The 21,020-nt window shown below is 69.9% G+C and carries 16 protein-coding genes; 11 read left to right on the top strand and 5 right to left on the bottom strand.

The window, feature by feature from the left end; translation table 11 throughout:
• Positions 1 to 264 precede the first annotated feature (264 nt).
• The 5 genes from AAG895_RS13320 (at position 265) to torD (ending at position 7,195) form a co-directional block, all read left to right on the top strand.
• Positions 265 to 2,271 carry a sigma-54-dependent Fis family transcriptional regulator gene (locus AAG895_RS13320; protein WP_345792490.1) on the top strand — a complete coding sequence of 669 codons (2,007 nt, stop codon included), beginning with the start codon at positions 265 to 267 and terminating at the stop codon, positions 2,269 to 2,271.
• A 213-nt stretch (positions 2,272 to 2,484) separates the two neighbouring features.
• Positions 2,485 to 2,664 (top strand): hypothetical protein, encoded by a 180-nt coding sequence (locus AAG895_RS13315; RefSeq protein WP_345792489.1) that lies wholly within the window; start codon positions 2,485 to 2,487, stop codon positions 2,662 to 2,664.
• 76 nt (positions 2,665 to 2,740) lie between these two features.
• Positions 2,741 to 3,964, top strand: coding sequence for a pentaheme c-type cytochrome TorC (gene torC / locus AAG895_RS13310; protein WP_345792488.1), 1,224 nt, complete (start codon positions 2,741 to 2,743; stop codon positions 3,962 to 3,964).
• A gap of 16 nt (positions 3,965 to 3,980) precedes the next feature.
• Positions 3,981 to 6,500 carry a trimethylamine-N-oxide reductase TorA gene (torA, locus tag AAG895_RS13305; protein ID WP_345792487.1) on the top strand — a complete coding sequence of 840 codons (2,520 nt, stop codon included), beginning with the start codon at positions 3,981 to 3,983 and terminating at the stop codon, positions 6,498 to 6,500.
• Complete coding sequence (gene torD, locus AAG895_RS13300; RefSeq protein WP_345792486.1) at positions 6,497 to 7,195, top strand: molecular chaperone TorD; 699 nt, start codon at positions 6,497 to 6,499, stop codon at positions 7,193 to 7,195. Before torA ends, torD begins: the two co-directional genes overlap by 4 nt.
• Before the next feature lie 39 nt (positions 7,196 to 7,234).
• Here the strand turns inward: torD and AAG895_RS13295 are convergent, their stop codons facing one another.
• Both AAG895_RS13295 and pip read right to left on the bottom strand, forming a co-directional pair.
• The gene (locus AAG895_RS13295) at positions 7,235 to 9,430 is read right to left on the bottom strand and encodes a TonB-dependent receptor (protein WP_345792485.1); all 2,196 of its coding nucleotides are present in this window, start codon (positions 9,428 to 9,430) and stop codon (positions 7,235 to 7,237) included.
• Positions 9,431 to 9,580: 150 nt separating this feature from the next.
• A complete protein-coding gene (gene pip, locus AAG895_RS13290) occupies positions 9,581 to 10,570 on the bottom strand; it encodes a prolyl aminopeptidase (protein ID WP_345792484.1) in 990 nt (329 codons plus the stop codon).
• Between the two features lie 162 nt (positions 10,571 to 10,732).
• On the opposite strand from pip, the gene AAG895_RS13285 reads away from it, so the two are divergent.
• From AAG895_RS13285 to pqqE, 6 genes are all read left to right on the top strand, one after another.
• Positions 10,733 to 13,438: an HAD-IC family P-type ATPase gene (locus AAG895_RS13285; protein ID WP_345792483.1), complete on the top strand. Its 2,706-nt coding sequence runs from the start codon at positions 10,733 to 10,735 to the stop codon at positions 13,436 to 13,438.
• A gap of 182 nt (positions 13,439 to 13,620) precedes the next feature.
• Positions 13,621 to 13,695, top strand: a complete 75-nt coding sequence (gene pqqA, locus AAG895_RS13280; RefSeq protein WP_315186447.1) for a pyrroloquinoline quinone precursor peptide PqqA — start codon at positions 13,621 to 13,623, stop codon at positions 13,693 to 13,695.
• 115 nt (positions 13,696 to 13,810) lie between these two features.
• Complete coding sequence (gene pqqB / locus AAG895_RS13275) at positions 13,811 to 14,725, top strand: pyrroloquinoline quinone biosynthesis protein PqqB (protein ID WP_345792482.1); 915 nt, start codon at positions 13,811 to 13,813, stop codon at positions 14,723 to 14,725.
• Positions 14,722 to 15,522 carry a pyrroloquinoline-quinone synthase PqqC gene (gene pqqC / locus AAG895_RS13270; RefSeq protein WP_345792481.1) on the top strand — a complete coding sequence of 267 codons (801 nt, stop codon included), beginning with the start codon at positions 14,722 to 14,724 and terminating at the stop codon, positions 15,520 to 15,522. The genes pqqB and pqqC overlap by 4 nt, the downstream gene beginning before the upstream one ends.
• Positions 15,519 to 15,803 (top strand): pyrroloquinoline quinone biosynthesis peptide chaperone PqqD, encoded by a 285-nt coding sequence (pqqD, locus tag AAG895_RS13265; RefSeq protein WP_345792480.1) that lies wholly within the window; start codon positions 15,519 to 15,521, stop codon positions 15,801 to 15,803. Before pqqC ends, pqqD begins: the two co-directional genes overlap by 4 nt.
• Positions 15,804 to 15,812: 9 nt before the next feature.
• Positions 15,813 to 16,970, top strand: a complete 1,158-nt coding sequence (gene pqqE, locus AAG895_RS13260) for a pyrroloquinoline quinone biosynthesis protein PqqE (protein ID WP_345792479.1) — start codon at positions 15,813 to 15,815, stop codon at positions 16,968 to 16,970.
• A gap of 103 nt (positions 16,971 to 17,073) precedes the next feature.
• Here the strand turns inward: pqqE and AAG895_RS13255 are convergent, their stop codons facing one another.
• The 3 genes from AAG895_RS13255 to AAG895_RS13245 form a co-directional block, all read right to left on the bottom strand.
• Positions 17,074 to 17,985 (bottom strand): DUF808 domain-containing protein, encoded by a 912-nt coding sequence (locus AAG895_RS13255; RefSeq protein WP_345792478.1) that lies wholly within the window; start codon positions 17,983 to 17,985, stop codon positions 17,074 to 17,076.
• A 130-nt stretch (positions 17,986 to 18,115) separates the two neighbouring features.
• Positions 18,116 to 20,152: an alkaline phosphatase D family protein gene (locus AAG895_RS13250; protein ID WP_345792477.1), complete on the bottom strand. Its 2,037-nt coding sequence runs from the start codon at positions 20,150 to 20,152 to the stop codon at positions 18,116 to 18,118.
• A gap of 215 nt (positions 20,153 to 20,367) precedes the next feature.
• Positions 20,368 to 21,018: a response regulator gene (locus AAG895_RS13245; RefSeq protein WP_345792476.1), complete on the bottom strand. Its 651-nt coding sequence runs from the start codon at positions 21,016 to 21,018 to the stop codon at positions 20,368 to 20,370.
• Positions 21,019 to 21,020 lie beyond the last annotated feature (2 nt).

The raw sequence follows: 21,020 nt of genomic DNA, 5'->3' as shown, positions 1-21,020 counted from the left end.
CGGCGTGCCTTGCGCGGCCGTGGGCCGCGCGGCGGCATTTTCCCAGATTGCCTGTGCGCGCAGGCGGTCATCGGTCCGATCGCAGGCGGGAAAATCCTCGATCGGTGGCGCGGTTCTTGCATGAGTTCGAGCCTGCATGAGCGCCGAGGCGCGCGTGCGTCAGGATGCGGGCAGACCGGGTCAATGCCCGGAAACGATCAACGAGACGGCCGGGCGGCGGCAGCGAAAGGGCGCGCCGCACCGGCCGCGGGTGGAGACGGGACGATGACGGACAGGTCAAGCGGAGCCGGCGAGCCGCTGGCGATCGAGTCGCTGCGGCGGCGTTATCTGGAGCGTGGCGAGCTGCCCGAGCGTGGCGTCGCCACGCCGGTGCTGCGCTCGTGGGAGCGCTGCCTGCGTCTCGGCCTCGAACTCGGCGAGCGTGCGCGGCCGTCCAACACCACGCGCGGCGACCTCATGGTGGCGCGTGAGCGCAACGCCGAGCTGCTCAACCACGCGGGCGGCGTGATGGAACATCTCTACGAGCAGATCCGCGCATCGGGCAGCATGGTCCTGCTCGCCGACGCCAGTGGCCTGATCCTGCATGGCATCGGCGACCCGGCCTTCGTCGACCGCGCCAGCCGGGTGGCCCTGCAGCCGGGGGCGAGCTGGAGCGAGTGTCAGCGCGGCACCAACGCGATCGGCGCCACCCTGATCGAGCGCGCGCCGGTGGAGGTGTTCGGCGCGGAGCATTACCTTGAATGCAATGGCGTGCTCACCTGCAGCGCCGCGCCGATCCTCGACTGCCGGGGCGAGCTGCTCGGCGCCCTCGACATCTCGGGCGACCAGCGCAATCACCAGCCGCACACGCTCGGGCTCGCGCGCATGGGCGTGCGCCTGGTCGAGCGGCGCATGTTCGAGAGCGAACATGCCCGCCATGCCATCTTTGCCTTCCACGCGCGGCCCGAGGGCGTGGGCGGGCTGCAGGAGGGCCTGCTCGCGGTGGATGCCGACGGCGAGATCGTCGCCGCCGACCGCCAGGCGCGCATGCTGCTCGGGGTGGAGCGCACGCACGCCTTGCGCCTGGGCGCGTTCGGCAACCTCTTTCGCAGCAGCTTCGGCACCGTCATCGGCCGGGCCGCCCGCGATCCGGGGGCGCTGATCGAGCTCGAGCTGCGCTCGGGGGCGCGGGTGTATGCGCGCGTGCGGGTGAGCCCGGCCTGGCATGTCGGCCTGCAGGCCGCGCAGCCGGCGAGCCGGATGGCGCGTGCGGCGCCCGATCCCTCGCGCTCGGCGCGCGCACGGGTCACGCTGGAGACGCTCGCCACCGGCGACGCCGGGCTGCAGTTCGCGCTCGACCGCTGCGCCAGGATCATCGGGCGCAACATCCCGGTGCTGATCCAGGGTGAGTCCGGCTCGGGCAAGGAACTGCTCGCGCGCGCCTGCCACAACAGCGGGCCGCGTGCCGACGGCCCCTTCGTCGCGGTCAACTGCGCGGCGATCCCCGAGACCCTGATCGAATCCGAACTCTTCGGCTACGTCGGCGGCGCCTTCACCGGCGCGCGCAAGGAGGGCGCCAGCGGGCGCATCCAGCAGGCGCATGGCGGCACGCTCTTCCTCGACGAGATCGGCGACATGCCGCTGGCGATGCAGGCCCGCCTGCTGCGCGTGCTCCAGGAGCGCTGCGTGCAGCCGGTCGGCGCCAGCGAGCCGGTGGCGGTGGACGTCACGCTGCTGTGCGCCACCCACCGCGTCCTGAGCGAGAGCGTCAAGGCCGGGCGCTTCCGCGAAGACCTCTACTACCGCGTCAACGGTCTCACCGTGCAGCTGCCGCCGCTGCGTGCGCGCTCGGACCTGAGGGTGCTCGTACGCCGACTCATCGACGGCAGCGCCAACCACCCGGAGCCGGCCCGCGTCGAGGTCGATGCGGCGGCGATGGCGATCCTCGAGGCCTATGCCTGGCCGGGCAACATCCGCCAGCTGCAGAACGTGCTCGAGGTTGCGCTGGCGTTGCTCGACGAGGACGAGGCGCGCATCCTGCCGATCCATCTGCCGGACGAGGTCGTGCACGGGGCGGACAGCGCGCCCGTCGAGCGTCGTGCAGCCAGCCTGCAGCCGGCACCCGCCGGCGCCGTGCCGGCAGCGCCCGTGCGTGGCCGCCGGCCCAAGGACCTCGACGACGCCACCATCCGCGCCACCCTGGAGCGCTTCGACGGCAACCTCTCCGCCGCCGCCCGCCATCTCGGCGTCGCGCGCAACACCCTGTATCGACGCATGGGCTGCGACTTCTAGCGCGCACCGCGCCTGCACGCGACGAGGCGTTAATCGCGTTAACGCGCGGGCAGGCGCCATTAACAAAACTCCGCTTGACGTTAACACCCCATGCCTATGATCCGGGTGTGGTTATTCATGCTGTAGCGCGCCTGCCGCACTGCGCCCGCGCCTCGCGGGCGGGCAAGGCCCGACGCTTGCAGCGGGTGCATTCCTGAACGCGGAGATTCGAACGTGAACAATCCAACAAGCGGGCATTCCGTCCCGGCGGCGTCCGGGGCCAGCGGCCGCGAGTGGCGCAAGTTCCTGCTGCTCGCCTTCGTCGGCCTGCCCGTCGCCATGACGCTGGCGATCGCCGCCTATGGTTTCGTGGTCTGGTTCCTGCAAATCCTGTTCTTCGGCCCGCCGTCCTGATCCTTCCATGCAGGACGCAAAGCTGCGCGGCGCACACCGCCAGCCAGGACATCGAACACATCGCAGGAGCAACACCATGAAAAAGTTACTTCGGTCCCTCCGGGACCTCTTCCTTAAGCCATCGGTACGGATCGGCCTCGGCGTGCTGGTCACCGGCGGCTTCATCGCCGGCGTGCTGGCCTGGCAGGGCTTCAACACCGCCATGGAAGCCACCAACAAGGAAGCCTTCTGCCTCAGCTGCCACACCATGCACGACAACCTGCTGCCCGAGCTGCAGAAGACCGTGCACTGGAACAACCGCACCGGCGTGCGTGCGCGCTGCCCGGACTGCCACGTGCCGCACGACTTCACCGATAAGGTGGCGCGCAAGATGCAGGCCAGCCGCGAGGTGCTGGGCCAGTTGCTGGGCACCATCGACACCCGCGAGAAGTTCAAGGAGCACCGCATCGTGCTCGCGCAGCGCGAGTGGAAGCGCTTCGCGGCCAACGGCTCGAAGGAATGCCGCGCCTGCCATGACTACAAGGACATGGACTTCGACAAGATGCGCCCGGCCTCGCAGGTCGCGATGCGCAAGGCCGCCGAGCGCGACCAGAGCTGCGTCGACTGCCACAAGGGCATCGCCCACCAGCTGCCCGAGATGAAGGGCGCGCGCAACCCGGCCTTCGACACCCTGGTGTCCTCCGCCGCCGGGCAGAGCGTGGATGCGGGCAAGGACTACTTCCTGGTGGTGCCGCAGGAGCTCTACGCCGACCAAGGCATGACCCAGCGCATCGGCGCGATCGAGGTCGCCACCCAGGTCAAGGTGCTCGAGACCAAGGGCGACGCGCAGCGCGTCGAACTCGCCCTGTGGCGCAAGAACAAGGGCTATGGCCGCGTCTGGTACAGCCACTTCGGGCTCAACATCACCAGCGCCGTGCTCGACAAGGAAGTCGCGCAGGATGCCAACTTCGTGAAGGTGCGCGACACCAGGGAAGACCCGATGACCGGCCTCGAATGGCAGCAGGTCACCGCCACCGCGTGGATGCGCAAGGGCAGCGTGCTCGACAGCGTCGAACCGGTGTGGTCGATCGCCCGCGCCAGCTACAGCAGCAGCTGCAGCGTGTGCCACCGCCAGCCCGAGGAAGCGCACTTCGACGCCAACACCTGGCCGGGCCTCTTCGGCGGCATGGTCGGCTTCACCAGCATGGACGACGACACCGCCCGCGTGGTGCTCAAGTACCTCCAGACCCATTCGTCCGATTTCAGCAAGTCGCATGGCGCCGGTTCGCCGGATGCCGCCCTGCAGACCGCGCGTCCCTGATCAGGAGTTGAACACCATGAACTACTCTCGGCGAGGTTTCCTCAAGGCCATGGCGGCCATGTCGGGCAGCGCGCTGGTCGCGCCCGGCCTGCTCACCAGCCGGTCCGCCCTGGCGGCCGGCGAGGCCGCCGCGGTCAGCGACGACATCACCACCTGGAAGATCTCCGGCTCGCACTTCGGCGCCATCCGCGCCAAAGTGGTCGGCGACCGCGTGGTCGATATCCGCCCCTTCGAGCACGACAAGCACCCGACGGAGATGATCAAGGGCCTGCTCGGCCTGATCTACAGCCCGTCCCGCGTCCGCTACCCGATGGTGCGCCTGGACTGGTACCGCAAGCGCCACCTCAGCGACACCAGCCAGCGCGGCGACAACCGCTTCGTGCGCGTGAGCTGGGACGAGGCGCTCGACCTGTTCTACGAAGAACTCGAGCGCGTGCAGAAGGACTACGGCCCGTGGGCGCTGCACACTGCCGGCGTGGGCTGGCGCTCGGTCGGCCAGGTGCATAGCTGCGGCAACCACATGGTGCGCGGCATCGGCATGCACGGCCGCAGCGTCGGCACCATCGGCGACTACTCGACCGGCGCCGGGCAGATGATCCTGCCCTACGTGCTGGGTTCGACCGAGGTGTACTCGCAAGGCACCTCGTGGGACGTGATCCTCAAGGAGAGCAAGCTCGTCGTGTTCTGGGCCAACGACCCGGTCAAGAACCTGCAGGTGGGCTGGAACACCGAGACCCACGAGTCCTATGCCTACTTCGAACAACTCAAGCAGAAGGTCGCCGACAAGGCGATCCAGGTGATCTGCATCGACCCGGTCAAGAGCAAGACGCTGAACTACCTCGGCGCCGCCGAGCACCAGTACATCAACCCGATGACCGACGTGCCGCTGATGCTCGCCATCGCGCACACGCTGGTCAAGGAAGGCCTGCACGACCAGAAGTTCCTCGACACCTACACGCTGGGCTTCGACCAGTTCCTGCCCTACCTCGAGGGCAAGACCGAGGACCAGGTCGAGAAGACGCCCGAGTGGGCGGAGAAGATCTGCGGCGTGCCCGCCGCGCGCATCCGCGAGCTCGCCCGCCTGATGGCGAAGCACCGCACCCAGCTCGTCTTCGGCTGGGCGGTGCAGCGCCAGCAGCACGGCGAGCAGCCTTACTGGATGGGCGCGGTGCTCGCCGCCATGCTCGGCCAGATCGGCCTGCCCGGCGGCGGCATCAGCTACGCGCACCACTACAGCTCGGTGGGCGTGTCCTCGTCGGGCGCGGCCATGCCCGGCGCCTTCCCGCTCAACCTCGACCCCGGCCGCAAGCCCAAGCACGACAACACCGACTACAAGGGCTACAGCGCGGTGGTGCCGATCGCGCGCGTCATCGACGCCCTGCTCGAGCCGGGCAAGGAGATCGACTTCAACGGCGGCAAGGTCAAGCTGCCGCCCTACAAGATGGCGATCTTCAGCGGCTGCAACCAGTGGCACCGTCAGCCCCAGCGCAACCGCATGAAGGAAGCCTGGCGCAAGCTCGAGACCGTGGTCGCCATCGACTACAACTGGACCGCCACCTGCCGCTTCGCCGACATCGTGCTGCCGGCGTGCACCCCCTTCGAGCGCAACGACCTCGACGGCTACGGCTCGTACAGCAACCGCGGCATCATCGCGATGCAAAAGCTCATCGACCCGCTGTTCCACTCGCGCCCCGACTTCGAGATCTTCCGCGGCCTCACCCGCCGCTTCAACCGCGACGCCGAATACACCCGCGGCATGGACGAGATGCAGTGGGTGGAAAAGATCTACGAGGACTGCCGCAAGGAAAACGGCCTCAAGGACATCGCCATGCCGCCCTTCGCCGAGTTCTGGAAGAAGGGCTACGTAATGTTCCCCGAGGGCAAGCCCTGGGTGCGCCATGCCGACTTCCGCGACGACGCCGAAGTCAACGCGCTCGGCACGCCATCGGGCTTCATCGAGATCTTCAGCCGCAAGATCGACCGCTACGGCTACGCCGACTGCAAGGGCCACCCGGTGTGGATGGAGAAGACCGAGCGCTCGCACGGCGGCCCCGGCTCCGACCGCTTCCCGCTGTGGCTGCAGTCGGTGCACCCGGACAAGCGCCTGCACTCGCAGCTGTGCGAATCCGAACCGCTGCGCGAGACCTACGCCATCGGCGGGCGTGAGCCGGTGTTCATCGGCCCCGAGGACGCCGCGGCGCGCGGCATCAAGCATGGTGACCTGGTGCGGGTGTTCAACGACCGCGGCCAGCTGCTGGCCGGCGCCCACGTGTCGGACAACTTCCCGCGCGGCGTGGTGCGCATCCAGGAAGGCGCCTGGTACGGCCCGACCGGGCCGGAGATCGGCGCCCTCGACACCTACGGCGACCCCAACACGCTGACCATCGACATCGGCACCTCCAGCCTGGCGCAAGCCACCAGCGCCAACACCTGCCTGGTGCAGATCGAGAAGTTCGTCGGCACGCCGCCGCGGGTGACGTCCTTCGGCGGGCCGATCGAGGTCGATCCCGAAGGCCGGGAGGTGAAGCTGTCATGAGTGCCGACCCGCAAGCCGACTTCGGTCGCGACGATTGGACGCTCGCGAGCGCTCAGCGCAGCCGGCTGTACGGCTGGTTCTCCAGGCTGTACGCGCTGGAGCTGTCCGACGAGCTGTTCCGCGCCCACTTCGCGGAGGGGCGTTTCGCCCCCTTCGCGGGGCTGGCCGAACTCGGCCTTGCTGCCGAGGTGCGAGGCCTCGACACGGCCATCGCCGCCCTGTGCGCGGAGCCGCTGCCGCGTCTGGAGCTCGCCGCCGACTTCGCCCAGCTCTTCCTGCTCGACGCCAAGGCCGGCGCGCTGCCCTATGCGTCGGCTTACGAGGGCGGTGAGGCAGCCTCGCCGCTTTATGGCGCGGCAGAGGCGCGCATGCGCGAATTCCTCGCCGCACGCGCGCTCGCGATCGACCCGGGCTTCCGCGAGCCGGCGGATCATCTCGCCGTGCCGCTGGCGCTGATGGCGGACCTGGCGGAGAGGGCGGCGCGCGCCGACGACTTCGCGGCGGCGGCGCGCGAGCAGGCGAGCTTCCTGCGCGTGGCCCTGGTCGATTGGCTGCCGCGCTTTGCCGAGCGCTGCAGGCAGGCGGCGCCGCGCTTCGACTTCTATCCGGCGCTCGCCGACTTGCTGCTCGGCTTCGTCCGCGCGGACCTGGCCTTCGTCGATGACGTCGCCGGCGGCGCGGTCGCGGCGCAGTAGCGGGTCAGAAGGCGGGGGGCGGGCCGCCGCCGTCCCGGATCAGAACCTGTAGCGCGCGCTGACGCCGGCGTAGAGGCTGCGCTCGGGGCCGGGCTCGTAGTAGCGGCCGTTGCTGTCGCCGACGACCACCGAGCCGACGTGCGTGCGGTCGAAGATGTTGTCCACCCGCAGCATCTGGCCGAAGGTCCAGGGTCCTTGCTGCTGCTCGGCCGACACGCGCAGGTTCACGAGCGCGTGCGAAGGTGCGGCGGGCTTGTCATTGAGGTCATTCACATAGACCTTGCCGCGGTAGAGCGCCTCGCCCGCCACTTCGATACCGGCCACCGGTTTCCACGCCAGCTCGGCATAGGCGGTGAGCTTGGGGATGCCGGGAATCGACTTTCCGGCCGGGATGAGCGTCGTCACGCCCCGGCTGCGCGTCTCGAAGGCCTTGTCGTATTCCGCTTCCAGCCAGGTCAGCGAGGCGCGTGCGGTCCAGTTGCGCGCCAGTTCCGATTCGATCGCGAGCTCGACGCCTTCGCGGCTGGTCTCGGTGGCGTTCTGGTAGCTCGTGCGTCCGCCGAGCGAGTCGGCCACCACGATCTCGTTCGTGCTGCGGATGGCGAACACCGCGAGGTTCAGGCGCGTGTTGTCGGCCACGAAGGTCTTCACGCCGACCTCGGCCTGCTTGCTTCGCGACGGGCTGAGGCCGAAGTTGAAGCCGGTCTGCGGGGTCTGGTAGGCAATCTCGCCCAGGGTCGGCGTCTCGAACCCGGTGCCCAGGCTGGCGTAGAGCCTGGTCGCTTCGCTCAGCGCATAGGTGACACCCACGGTGGGGGTGCTGCGGCTGTACTTCAGGCTGCCGCTGTCGTCGGGATTGCCCGGCACGATGTACTTGTCCTTCACCTTGAACTTCACCTCCGAGTGACGCACGCCCGCCGACCACTCCCAGGGACCGTGGGCAAAACGCAACTGCAGGTAGGGGGCGAGGCTGGTGACGGTGTTGATCTCGTCGCGGCGCTGCATTCCCTTCACCCCCAGCAGCTGGCCGCCCGAGGGCAGGCTGATGAAGTTCTGGAAGCCACGGCGGTCGTCCTCCGACTGGTCGTAGTCCACGCCGGCGGTGAAGGTGAGCGCGCCCTCGCCGAGTGCGTGATGGCCGATCCAGCGCGCGCCGAGGCCATGGAAGTCGCGATCGAAATCGATGACGCCACCGGCGTGGCGGGGGCCGCCCTGGATGTCGAAGGGGATCGACTGGTACTGGGTGACGCGACGGCGCCCGGTGTAGGCGGTGAGCTCGAGGCGGTCGTCACCGAAGCGGCGCGCGTAGGTGGCGCCGCCCTGCAGGTGATGGATGCTCTTGCGCGTGTCGTACAGGAGCGCCTCGGGCTCGACGCTGCGCGGATCGCGCTGGTAACGCTCCCAGGTCAGCCCCAGCGGATCCTCGGTGTCGGGCTGGCGCAGCCCGTTCGCCACCAGGGTCAGCGTGCTGTCCTCGTCCGGATTGAGCGTCAGCTTGGCGAAGCCCTGGTCGCGGCGAGTCTTGCTGTGGTCGCGGTAGCCGTCGGTGTCGAAGCGCGAGGCGTCGAGCACGAAACCGACGCCATTCGTCTCGCCTTCGGCACCGACGCCGAGCTTGGTCGTGCCCCAGCTGCCGCCGAGCACGCTGGCGCGCACCCTCGGGTCGCCCTCGCCCTTGCGCGAGAAGAGCTGGATCACGCCGCCGGCGTGGTTGCCGTACACGGTGGCGAAGGGGCCGCGCAGGACCTCGATGCGCTCGGCGGTGTCGAGGTTGAAGGTGGCCGCCTGGCCCTGTCCGTCCGGGTTGGTGGCCGGGATGCCGTCGGCGATCAGCTTGACCCCGCGCACGCCGAAGGCCGCGCGCGCGCCGAAGCCGCGGATCGAGATCTGCAGGTCCTGGGCGTAGTTCTGGCGGTTCTGGATCACCAGGCCCGGCACCCCGGCGAGTGCCTCCGAGGCATTGACGCCGAGGTTGCCGGCCTGGCTGGCGCGCATGTCCACCGAATCCACCGAGTAGGGCAGCTCGAAGCTCTCGGTCGCCACCGGACTGCCGGTCACCACGACTGGATTGAGCGCCACCGCGGCCTGGCCGTCGGTCGCCGCGTCCTGCGCGCCGGCGACGCAGGCGAAGCCGGCCAGCGCGCCCGGAACGCCGAAGCGCAGCAACTGCGCGAGCGCGCCGGCGCGCGGGGTGTCAGGGGGGGCGAGGGGGACGGTGCGTTGCTTGGCTCTCACGGACGTGCTCCTGTGCGATGCGTGGTGTGCCCGGCATTTTCGCCGACCACCCGGGGTGCCCGCCTCAACGCAAACCCGAGCGCAGGCTCGAGAAAATCATGAGTCCGGGGTCCGCGACCGCATGCGGCGCGGATGAGCGGCGGCAGGCGTTCAGCCCGCCGGCCAGCGCCTGAAGTCGCCCTGGAGGGCGAAGTGTTCCAGGGCCCCCATCAGCGCGCGCGCCATTTCCGGCTCGAAGGGGTTGTGGCCGGCGCCGTCGATCAGGCGCAGCCGGCTCCCGGGCAGCGCCTGGTGCAGGCGCTGGGCATTGCGGGCGCGGCACACGAGGTCGAGCCGGCCGTGGAGGAGGGCGGTGGGAATGCCGGCCATGCGGCGCGCGGCCTCGAGCACGGCGTCCTCGCCGAGGAAGCAGCGATGGGCGAGGTAGTGTGCCTGTACGCGATATTTGTCGATCAGCGCCCCCAGCGCCTCGGTGTCACGGGCGGGCGGGGGCGGCGCCGGTCGCGCGGGGGCGATCACTGCCTCCTCCCAAGCCGCCCAGGCCTGCGCGGCACGGGCGGCCGCGCGCGCATCGGTGCCGGCGAGCGCGGCGCACAGCGCGGCGAGCGCCCGGCCCTCGGCCGCTTCCGGTACCGCAGCGCACAGCGTGGACCAGGCCTCGGTGCAGATCGCGCCCGCGCCCTCGGGGCCGAAGAACCAGTCGAGGTCGGCCTGCCCGGTGAGGAAGCTGCCGCGCAGGATTGCGCCCAGGCAGCGGTCGGGGTTGGCGCCGCACCAGGCCACCGCGAGCGCCGCCCCCCACGAACCGCCGAACACCAGCCAGCGCTCGATCCCAAGGTGCAGGCGCAGGCGCTCGATGTCCTCGACCAGCTCGCGGGTGGTGTTGGCGTGGCAGCCGCCACGTGGCGTGCTGCGTCCGCAGCCGCGCTGGTCGAAGAGGACGACGTGAAAGCGGGCGGGGTCGAAGAACTGGCGATGGCGCGGGCTGCAGCAGCTGCCCGGCCCACCATGAAGAAACAGCACGGGCAGACCGTCGGGATTGCCGCAGCGCTCGAAGTGGAGGCGGTGGCCGTCGCCGACGTCGAGCAGGCCGTGCGCGAGCGGTGGCTTTGGCGGGAAGAGGGGGACGTTGGGTGCCATGGCGTCGGGAGCAGTTCCGGGAACGTTGCGGGGTAAGAGGGTGTCGAGACGCTGCCCGCCGATGGTACCCGGCGGTGGCGCGTACGTGCGGGTGCGGCAGGCCGACCTGGCGCGCGTTGCGGAAGGTATCCTGATGCAAAAGGCTTGAACGAAGAGAGGCTCATGATCGATCGCAGTGGAGAGAACCCCGCCTCGGGAGCGATCCCGGGTGATCCGTCCGAACCCTGGCACGCTCGCCCTGCCGACATCGTCTGCCGTGAGCTCGAGGTCGAGCCTGCGACCGGACTGCGGCAGGAGGAGGTCGCCGCGCGTCTGCAGCGCCACGGGCCGAACCGCCTCGCGGAAACACCGCCTCGCTCCCTGTGGCTGAAGTTCCTCGACCAGTTCAGGAGCGTCCTGGTCGGCATCCTGATCGGCGCCGCGCTGCTCGCGGGACTGATCGGCGACATCAAGGACGCCGCAGTGATCGCCGTCGTCGTGCTGCTCAACGCCACGCTGGGCTTCCTCCAGGAGCGTCGGGCGGAGAACGCCCTCGCCGCCCTGCGCGGCATGCTGGCGCCGAGCGCGCGGGTGCGACGCGAGGGCGAGCCCCGGATCGTGCCTGCCGACGAGCTCGTGCCCGGTGACGTCTTGCTCCTCGAAGCGGGCGATCGTGTGCCGGCCGATGCCCGGGTGCTGCAGGCGCATGGTGCCGAGGTCGCCGAGGCGGCGCTGACCGGCGAGAGCCAGGCGGTGGGCAAGACCGCCGAGGCGAGCGATGCAGCGGCCCCGCTCGCCGACCGTGTCGGCATGGTGTTCATGAACACGGTGCTCACCCGCGGTCGCATCGAAGCCGTGGTGACCGCTACCGGCATGCACACCGAGATGGGCCGGCTGGCCGGCTTGCTCGCGCAGACGGCCGAATCGGCGACGCCCCTGCAGCTGCAGCTCGACGCCCTCGGCAAGCGGCTCGCGTTCATCGCCGCCGTCGTCGTCGGGCTGATGTTCGTGGCCGGCCTGATGCGCGGCGATGACCTCGTCACCACCGCGATGACCGCGATCGCCCTTGCCGTGGCGGCGATTCCCGAGGGCCTGCCTGCCGTGGTCACGGTGACGCTTGCGCTCGGCATGCATCGCATGGCGCGGCGCCACGTCATCGTGAAGAAACTCGCGGCGGTCGAGACGCTCGGGTGCACCACGGTGATCTGTTCGGACAAGACCGGCACCCTGACGCTGAACGAGATGACGGCCCGCGCGCTGCGCGTCGCTGGGCGCAGCTACGTCATCGAGGGCGAAGGCTACGTGGCTTCCGGCCGCATCCTCGACGAGGAAGCTCGTGCCGCGGGCCCCGAGCTTCGCGCATTCCTGCTCCCGGCGGCCCTGTGCGCCGACGCCCGCCTGCAGGACGGCCAGCTCATCGGCGACCCCACCGAGGGGGCCTTGCTGGCGCTCGCCGTCAAGGCGGGCGTCGATCCCGCAGCGCAGAGCGAGCGCACGCCCCGGATCGCCGAGTTGCCCTTCGACTCCGCATACAAGTTCATGGCGACCTTCCATCGGGACGGCGACGCGGTACAGGTGTGGGTGAAGGGCGCCCCCGACGTGCTGCTCGCGCGCGCTGCGCACGTACAGGGCGCCCAGGGCGAGCTTGCGCTCGATGCCGACGCACGGGCCGCGCTGCTGAAGTCCAACCAGGAACTCGCCGAGGGGGCGATGCGGGTGCTTGCGCTTGCCGGGCGGCGCATCCCGGCGCACGCCTTCGACCCCGCCGGCGACCTGATGGGCTGGGTGAGCGAGCTCAGCCTGTACGGCCTCGTCGGCATCATCGATCCGCCGCGCCCCGAGGCGCGCGAGTCGATCGCGCAGTGCCACGCCGCGGGCATCCGGGTGAAGATGATCACCGGCGACCATCCGCTCACCGCCGCCGCCATCGCGCGCGAGCTCGGCCTGGTCGGCGAGGTGCATGAGGGGCGCGAGCTCGAGGGCCTGGGCGAGGACGCCACCGCCGCCCTGGTCGAGCGCAGCGCGGTGTTCGCCCGCGTGGCGCCGGAGCACAAGATGCGCATCGTGGAGTCGCTGCAGCGGCGCGGCGACGTCGTCGCGATGACTGGTGACGGCGTCAATGACGCCCCGGCGCTCAAGCGTGCCGACATCGGCGTGGCGATGGGCATCACCGGCACCGAAGTCACCAAGGAAGCCGCCACCCTGGTGCTCACCGACGACAACTTCGCCTCCATCGTGCGTGCCGTGCGCGAAGGACGGACGATCTACGAGAACATCGTCAAGTTCGTCCGCTTCCAGCTGTCGACCAACATCGGTGCCATCCTGACCGTGCTCGGGGCGCCCTTCATGGGGCTTGCGACGCCGTTTACCGCGGTCCAGATCCTGTGGGTGAACATCATCATGGACGGCCCGCCGGCGATGACGCTCGGCGTGGAGCCCGCCCGCCCGGGGATCATGGACCAGCCACCGCGCTCGGACGATGCCGCCATCCTGTCGCCGCAACGCATGTGGCGCATCGCGCTGTACGGCCTGACCATGGCCGTGGGTACGCTCGGCGTCTATGCGTGGGCGATGGCCGCGGGCGACACCGCCCGTGCGATGACGCTGGCCTTCACCACCTTCGTGCTCTTCCAGTTCTTCAACATCTTCAACGCGCGCACCGAGCACGGCAGCGCGTTCAACCGCCAGTTCTTCAGCAACGGGAAGCTATGGCTCGCGCTGCTCGGCGTGGTGCTGCTGCAGATCGTCGTGGTGCATTGGGCGCCGGCGCAGGCCGTGTTCGATACCGTCGACCTGGGCGCGAACGACTGGCTGGTCGCCACTGCCGTCGCGTCCACGACCCTGCTGCTCGAAGAGGCGCGCAAACTGCTGTGGCGGCTGCTGCGCTGAGCCGGCCCAGGGTGCGCACCGGCGATGGAACCCGGCCTCAAGATTTTCATGAGGCCAGGTTCCGCACTTTCGCGATGCGAATTATTCCGCGTCCAGTCACTCTTACACACACGGCCGGCGAACCGGTCGGCGGTGCCTGCAAGCGGCGCCGAGCCCACCCAGAGACCAGACAGGAGACGACCATGAAATGGGAAACCCCGACCGCCAGCGACATGCGCTTCGGCTTTGAAATCACCATGTACATCGCCAACCGCTGAGGCGTGATCCGGGGCGGCGCGGCGCGCGTCCCCGCGCCACGTCGCCCTTTTTGCGTGCGCCTCGCATGCGTGCCGCCACGTGCGTCCGCGTGTCGCGCATGCCCCAGGAGAACCGATGAAGATCCGCGTGCTCGGTTCCGCCGCCGGTGGCGGCTTTCCGCAGTGGAACTGCAACTGCCCCAACTGCGACGGCCTGCGCAAGGGACGCATCCGCGCCCAGGCCCGCACCCAGTCGTCGATCGCCGCCAGCGGTGACGACGAGAACTGGGTGCTGTTCAACGCCTCGCCTGACGTGCTGCAGCAGATCCGCAGCTTCCCCGCGCTGCAGCCGGCGCGTGCGCTGCGCGACACCGGCATCGCCGCGATCGTGCTGATCGACGCCCAGATCGACCACACCACCGGCCTCTACATGCTGCGCGAGCACCGCCAGCCTTGGCCGGTGTGGTGCACCGCGTGCGTGCGCGAGGACCTGTCGGTGGGCAACCCGGTGTTCCGCGTGCTCGGCCACTACAGCGGCATCAATTGGCGCGAGCTGCCGCTCCAGGCGCGCTTCGCCATCGAGGGCGTGCCCGGCCTCGGCTTCGAGGCGCTGGCGCTGACCAGCAATGCGCCGCCGTACTCGCCGCACCGCGACCGCCCGCAGCCGGGAGACAACATCGGCGTCACGCTCATCGATGCGGCCAGCGGCAAGCGCCTGTTCTACGCGCCCGGCCTGGGCGAGATGGAACCCCACGTCTGGGAAGCCATGCAGGCCGCCGACTGCGTGCTGGTCGATGGCACCTTGTGGACCGACGACGAGATGATCCGCCTCGGCGCCTCGCAGAAGACCTCGCGCGCCATGGGCCACCTGCCGCAATCCGGCCCCGGCGGCATGCTGGAGTGGCTGGACAAGCTGCCAGCGACCACGCGCAAGGTGCTGATCCACATCAACAACACCAACCCGATCCTCGACGAGGACAGCCGCGAGCGTGCCGAACTGGCAGTGCACGGCATCGAGGTCGCCTACGACGGCATGGAGATCGCGCTGTGAGCTACATCGAGCAAACGAGCATCGAGCACACCGCGGCGCTCGCCGCCCGCGCCGACGACCTGCCGCCATGGAGCCCAGCCGAGTTCGAGGCCCTGCTGCGCGAGAAGGGCACGAGCTACCACATCTACCACCCCTTCCACGTGATGATGGCCGAGGGCAAGCTCACCCGCGAACAACTCCAGGGCTGGGTGGCGAACCGCTTCTACTACCAGATCTCGATCCCGGTGAAGGACGCCGCCATCCTGTCCAACTGCCCGGAGCGCGCGATCCGCCGCGAATGGATCCAGCGCATCCTCGACCATGATGGCTTCGAGATCGGCGACGTGAAGGACCCCGGCGGCATCGAGGCCTGGATCCGGCTGGGCGAGGCGACCGGGCTCTCCCGCGACGACGTCACCTCGCTGCGCTTCGTCGCGCCGGCAACGCGCTTCGCGGTCGACGCCTACATCAACTTCGCCCGCCAGCGCCCTTGGCAGGAGGCGGTGGCCTCGAGCCTCACCGAGCTCTTCGCGCCGCACATCCACCAGCAGCGCCTGGACACCTGGCCCACGCATTACCCCTGGGTGGATACCACCGGCCTGCAGTACTTCCGCAACCGCCTCACCCAGGCGCGGCGCGACGTCGAGCACGGCCTGCGCTTCACGCTCGACTACTTCAGCCAGAGCCGGGCGATGCAGCAGCGCGCGCTCGACATCCTGCAGTTCAAGCTCGACGTGCTGTGGGCGATGGCCGACGCGATCATGCTGAGCCAGTGCGAGGTTGCGATCGTCGGCCCGCGCAAGGGGACGGCGCCATGAGCGACGCCGCCACGACCATCGACGCGGCCGCCACCCCGCGCGTGTCCAGGCGCTTCCGCCTGCAGTGGGAGGAGGCGCAGCAGGCCTGGGTGCTGCTCTACCCGGAAGGCATGGTCAAGCTCAACCAGAGCGCGGGCGAGATCCTGCGCCGCTGCGACGGCGCGCGCAGCGTGACCGAGGTGGTCGCCGACCTGGAGCAGGCCTTCGCCACCACCGGACTGGAAGCCGACGTGGTCGCCTTCCTCGAGCTGGCGCGCAAGCAGCAGTGGATCGACGTGTGAGGTGAGGCCATGAATGCGCCCCAGACTGCTCCTGCCCAGCCCGGCCCGCCGCTGTGGCTGCTCGCAGAACTGACCTACCGCTGCCCGCTGCACTGCGTGTTCTGCTACAACCCGGTCGATTTCGCCCACACCCCGGACGAGCTCGCCACCGAGGACTGGCTGCGCGTGCTGCGCGAGGCGCGCGCGGCGGGCAGCGTGCAGTGCGGCTTCTCCGGCGGCGAGCCGCTACTGCGCGATGACCTCGAGGTGCTGGTGGCCGAGGCGCACAAGCTCGGCTTCTACACCAACCTGCTGACCTCGGGTGTGGGCCTGACGGACGCGCGGGCGCGGGCGCTGAAGGACGCCGGCCTCGACCACATCCAGCTCTCGTTCCAGGATTCCACCAGGGAACTCAACGACTTCCTGTCGCACACCCGCACCTTCGAGCTCAAGCAGAAGGTGGCGGCGATCATCAAGGACCATGGCTGGCCGATGGTGATGAACTGCGTGATCCATCGCCTGAACATCGACTACATCGACCGCATCATCGACATGGCGGTGGAGCTCGGCGCCGAATACCTGGAGCTCGCCAACAGCCAGTACTACTCGTGGGCGATGTTGAACCGCGACCAGCTGCTGCCCTCGCGCGAACAGATCGAGCGCGCCGAGCGTGTCACCAATGAGCGCCGCGAGCGCTATGGCGACCGCATCCGCATCTTCTTCGTCGTGCCCGACTATCACGAGACGCGGCCGAAGAAGTGCATGAACGGCTGGGGCAACGTCTTCCTCACCGTCACCCCCGACGGCACCGCCTTGCCCTGCCACACCGCGCGCATGCTGCCCGGGCTGGCCTTCCCCAACGTGCGCGACATGGACGTGCGCCGCATCTGGTACGAGTCCGAGGGCTTCAACCGCTATCGGGGCAAGGGCTGGATGAAGGAACCCTGCCGCAGTTGCCCGGAGAAGGAGAAGGACCTCGGCGGCTGCCGCTGCCAGGCCTTCATGCTCACCGGCGACCCGGCTGCGGCCGACCCGGTGTGCGACAAGTCACCCGCACATCACAAGGTAGTCGAGGCGGTCGAGCGTGCCGAGCGTGGCGAAGTGGCGGTGGTGGAGCGTCCGCTGGTGTTCCGCGGGCCGGAGGAGTCGCGCCGGCGCAAGGCCGGGTTGCTGCAGCCGGACGGCTGACGCGCGTCCTCGCGTCTGCGATCCGCCCGCTGGACAATCGGTCACACACGGCCCCACTGGCGCGCCGGCGCGGTCCGCCCACGCGTGGCTCTGGGCCTCTGCGTCAGGCCGTACCGCGCAGCTTCTGCACGATCATCACCGCGGCGAGCACGATCGCGCCGGCGACGATTCCGACGCCAGCCCCCGCGCCGGTGTTGATCAGTGCGCCGCCGATGCTGCCGAAGCCTGCGGCGAAATGCTCCACCGCATGCGCCGCGCTCGGCCAGCCGTGCAGCAGGATGCCGCCGCCGACCATGAACATCGCCGCGGTGCCGACCACCGACAGCGTCTTCATCAGCCACGGCGCAAAGCCCAGGATCGCACCGCCGAGGCTGCGGGTGGCGGCCGAGGCGCTGCGCTGCAGGTGCAGGCCGAGGTCGTCGAGCTTGACGATGCCGGCCACCAGCCCATACACGCCCACCGTCATCAGCAGCGAGATACCCACCAGGACCGCCACGCGCTGGCCGAGCGAGGCCGCGGCCACGGTGCCGAGGGTGATCACCACGATCTCGGCCGACAGGATGAAGTCGGTGCGCACCGCGCCCTTCATCTTGTCCTTCTCGAAGGCGACCAGGTCCACGTTGGGGTCGGCCAGCGCCTCGAGCGTCTCGCGATGCTCGGCTTCCACCTCATGCTTCGGGTGCAGGAACTTGTGGGCGAGCTTCTCGAAGCCCTCGAAGCACAGGAAGGCGCCGCCCAGCATCAGCAGCGGGGTGATCAGCCACGGCGCCAGCCAGCTGATCAGCAGCGCGGCCGGCACAAGGATGGCCTTGTTCACCAGCGAGCCCTTGGCCACCGCCCACACCACCGGCAGCTCGCGGCTGGCCTGCACGCCGGTGACCTGCTGGGCGTTGAGCGCGAGGTCGTCGCCGAGCACGCCGGCGGTCTTCTTGGCCGCGACCTTGGTCATGGTGGCGACGTCGTCCATGATGGTGGCGATGTCGTCGATCAGTGCGAGCAGGGTGGTTCCGGCCATGATGAGCGGGTGGTGAGTGCAGGAGGCGCGATGGTGACAGAAATCCATGAGCGCCTGTGGCGCATGTCGCTTCGTGCGTCCCCGGCAACCCGCGGGTCGGGCGGGACGGACCGCGGACCGGGCGTGTGCCTCAGTCCCAGCGCGCCGCGTCCTCGTCGCGCTCGAAGGCGATCGTGCGGCCGTCGGCGAGGAGCTCGCGAATGCGCCAGGGCACGCCCTCGGCGTCCAGCTCCACGAGGCCGATGCCGGCGCCGTTGAGCAGGCGCCGGCCCTGCGCGGCGCCCTCGTAGCGGCGCGGGGTGACGCGCATGTGGCGGCGGCGGGTGAGCCAGTTCAGCGGCGAGCGCGGCGAATAAAGCCACCGGTTCACGCGGTCGAGCACCGCGAGCAGGCGCGGCGGAAACGCGTTGCGCACGCCGCTGCTGCAGATCTGCCAGATGTCCGGTCCGCGCACCCGGCCGCGCAGCTCCACGTCGTAGACGAAGGAGTAATGCACGTCGCCCGACAGCACCACGAAATGCTGCGGCGTCCTGCGGTGGCGGAAGATGTTGAGGATGGCCTGCGCCGAGCCCGGGTGCGCCATCCAGTTCTCGGCGTCCACCATCAGCGGGCGGCCGAACCAGGTGAAGACGCGCTGGATGGCCTCGATCAGCTTGACGCCGAAGATCGGCGCCGGCGACACCAGCAGCACCGCGGGCAGATCGCGCAAGGTGTGCTGGAGGTCGGTCAGTGACTCCCAGTCCATCAGCCCCGAGGGGCTGCGCGCGGCATGTTCCGAACGCCAGCGCTGGGTGCGGGTGTCGATCACCACCAGCGGCGGCGTGGTCGGCCAGATGTAGTGCCAGCCCTCGAAGTGCAGCAGGCCCTTGATGCACTGCTCGTGGACCTCGCCGCCGGGCTCGGTCAGCGCGCGCTGGAGCAGGGCGCAGCGTTCGTCGTCGAGCGTCTCCGGGCGGTTGCCCCAGGCCTGGTTGAGCGCATAGGCGAGCAGCGCGTTGCCGATGATGCGGCGCGAGAAGGGGTGGCCGTAGGCGATCTCCTCCCATTCGCGGCTCAGGTTCCAGTCGTCGGTGACGTCGTGGTCGTCGAAGATCATCGCCACCGGAATGTGCGCGAGCACCCGGCGCACCGCCGGCAGCTCGGCGGTGAAGGCTGCCAGCGCGCGGCGCTCGTCGGCGTAGCGCTCGGCGTCCTCGGGGGCGAGTCCGGGCGGCGGTTCGAGGTCGAGTCCGCGCCAGGGTTCGGGCGACCACACCAGCAGGTACATCGCCAGCACTTCGGCGAGCGTGATCAGGTGGTTGTGTGCGCTCGCCGAGGTGAACACCGGCTTCTCGACGCCGCCGAAGAGGACCTCGATCAGCGCGTAGTTGCGCTTGTGCTGGGGCAGCAGCTCGTCGCGGCGGTAGTAGCCGTAGCGGTGGCGGTAGAGCGCGTCGGCGTCGGCAATGCCGGCCTCCTCGATGCCCTCGAGGCGCTCGACCGGCAGGCCGAGGTGCCTGATCAGGCCGTGGATGGCGCGCAGCATCGGGCCGGCGACGTCGTCGGCGTAGATCTGGTCGCCGGTCATCACCAGCGCCGAAGGCCAGGCCGGCAGACCATCGGTTTGCGCTGCGGGTTCGGCGTCGAGGGCATTGCGGGCGACCAGTTCGGCGAGCAGGGCGTCGGCGCGCACGAGGCCGTCGCCGCCGTGGTGATGCGGCTTGCGGCAGGAGCCGTGCAGCAGCGACGCCACCTGCGGCGCGAACACGAAGCCCGGGGTGTCCCGCCCCGGATAGCACAGATCCGGCGCCCAGGCTTGCGTGTCGAACCACTGCAGGGCGTTCGCGCTGCCGCAATCGTCCCCGCTGCACGCCTCATCGGTCCGGTCCACGGCGAGGGCGACCCGGTAGCCGATCCAGCGCCCGGCCGGCAGCTCGGTATCGAGCCGGAGGTCGAGCAGCAGGTAGTGCAGGCGCGTGCCTGCCGTGAGCACGCGGCAGGCGGGCGTGCCGGGCGCAGGCTCGAGGCGCAGCGGCTGCGCGCCGCCGAGCTCCAGCTCGACGCGGGCGCGCACCGCCGCGCGGGTGGCGAGCCACAGCACGACGCGTTGCTTTTCGACACGGCGCAGCATGGGGCCGGCGAGCACCAGCGGGAGGTCTTCGGTCGGGTAGGTCGCGGGATCGGGCATGAAATCCGGATGGCGGGGACGGACGTCGATGCCTCGGTTATATCAAAGCGGCCGTCACTGCGGGAGCGGGGGGGCAGAACCGCCGGAGCCGCGCGGCACAGGGTCGTGGGCGCAACGCGCGGCGGGAGGGGGCTTGCCCGCGAATGCGCCGTGTCCGAGCGCCGATTCGCGGGCAAGCCCGCTCACACCGGAGTCTGCTCGCGCGCCGTCTGCGTTCAGGCCTCGATCAGCCCGCTGCGAATGGCGATTAGCGCCAGCTCGGCGGCGTTGGAGACGTTGAGCTTTTGCTTGATGTGATAGAGGTGGGTGCCGACCGTGCTCGGGCTCAGGCGGTGGCTCTCGGCGATCTCGGCCACGCTGCGGCCCTGGGCGAGCTGCAGGAAGATGGCGAATTCCTTCTCGGTGAGTGCGGAGACCGGGTCCTGGCCACCGGAAAACTGCGCCAGCGCGAGCGCGGGGGCGATCTCGGGGTCGATGTAGCGCTGGCCACGGGCCACGCTCGCGAGCGCACGCAGCAGTTCGTCGGGGTGGGCGCGCTTGGAGAGGTAGCCGGTGGCGCCCGCACGCAGCGCGCGCGCGGGAATCTGCGCGTCGTCATGCGCGGACAGGATCAGCACGCGGGCATCCGGGTGGTGGGCGCGTACCCGCTCGAGGGCGCCCAGGCCGCCGATGCCGGGCATGGAGACGTCCATCATCAGCACGTCCGGGGCGTTGCGGTCGAATGCGCTCACCGCCGCCTCGCCGGAGTCGGCTTCGCCGACGACGGTGGCGCCGGCACCTTCGAGCAGCAGGCGGAAGCCCATGCGCACGGTGGCATGGTCGTCCGCGAGCAGGACGCGGATTCCTTCGAGCGACGGCACGGTCATCC

Source organism: Thauera sp. JM12B12 (assembly GCF_039614725.1).
GTDB lineage: Bacteria > Pseudomonadota > Gammaproteobacteria > Burkholderiales > Rhodocyclaceae > Thauera.
This window is presented reverse-complemented; position numbering and strand designations above follow the sequence as displayed.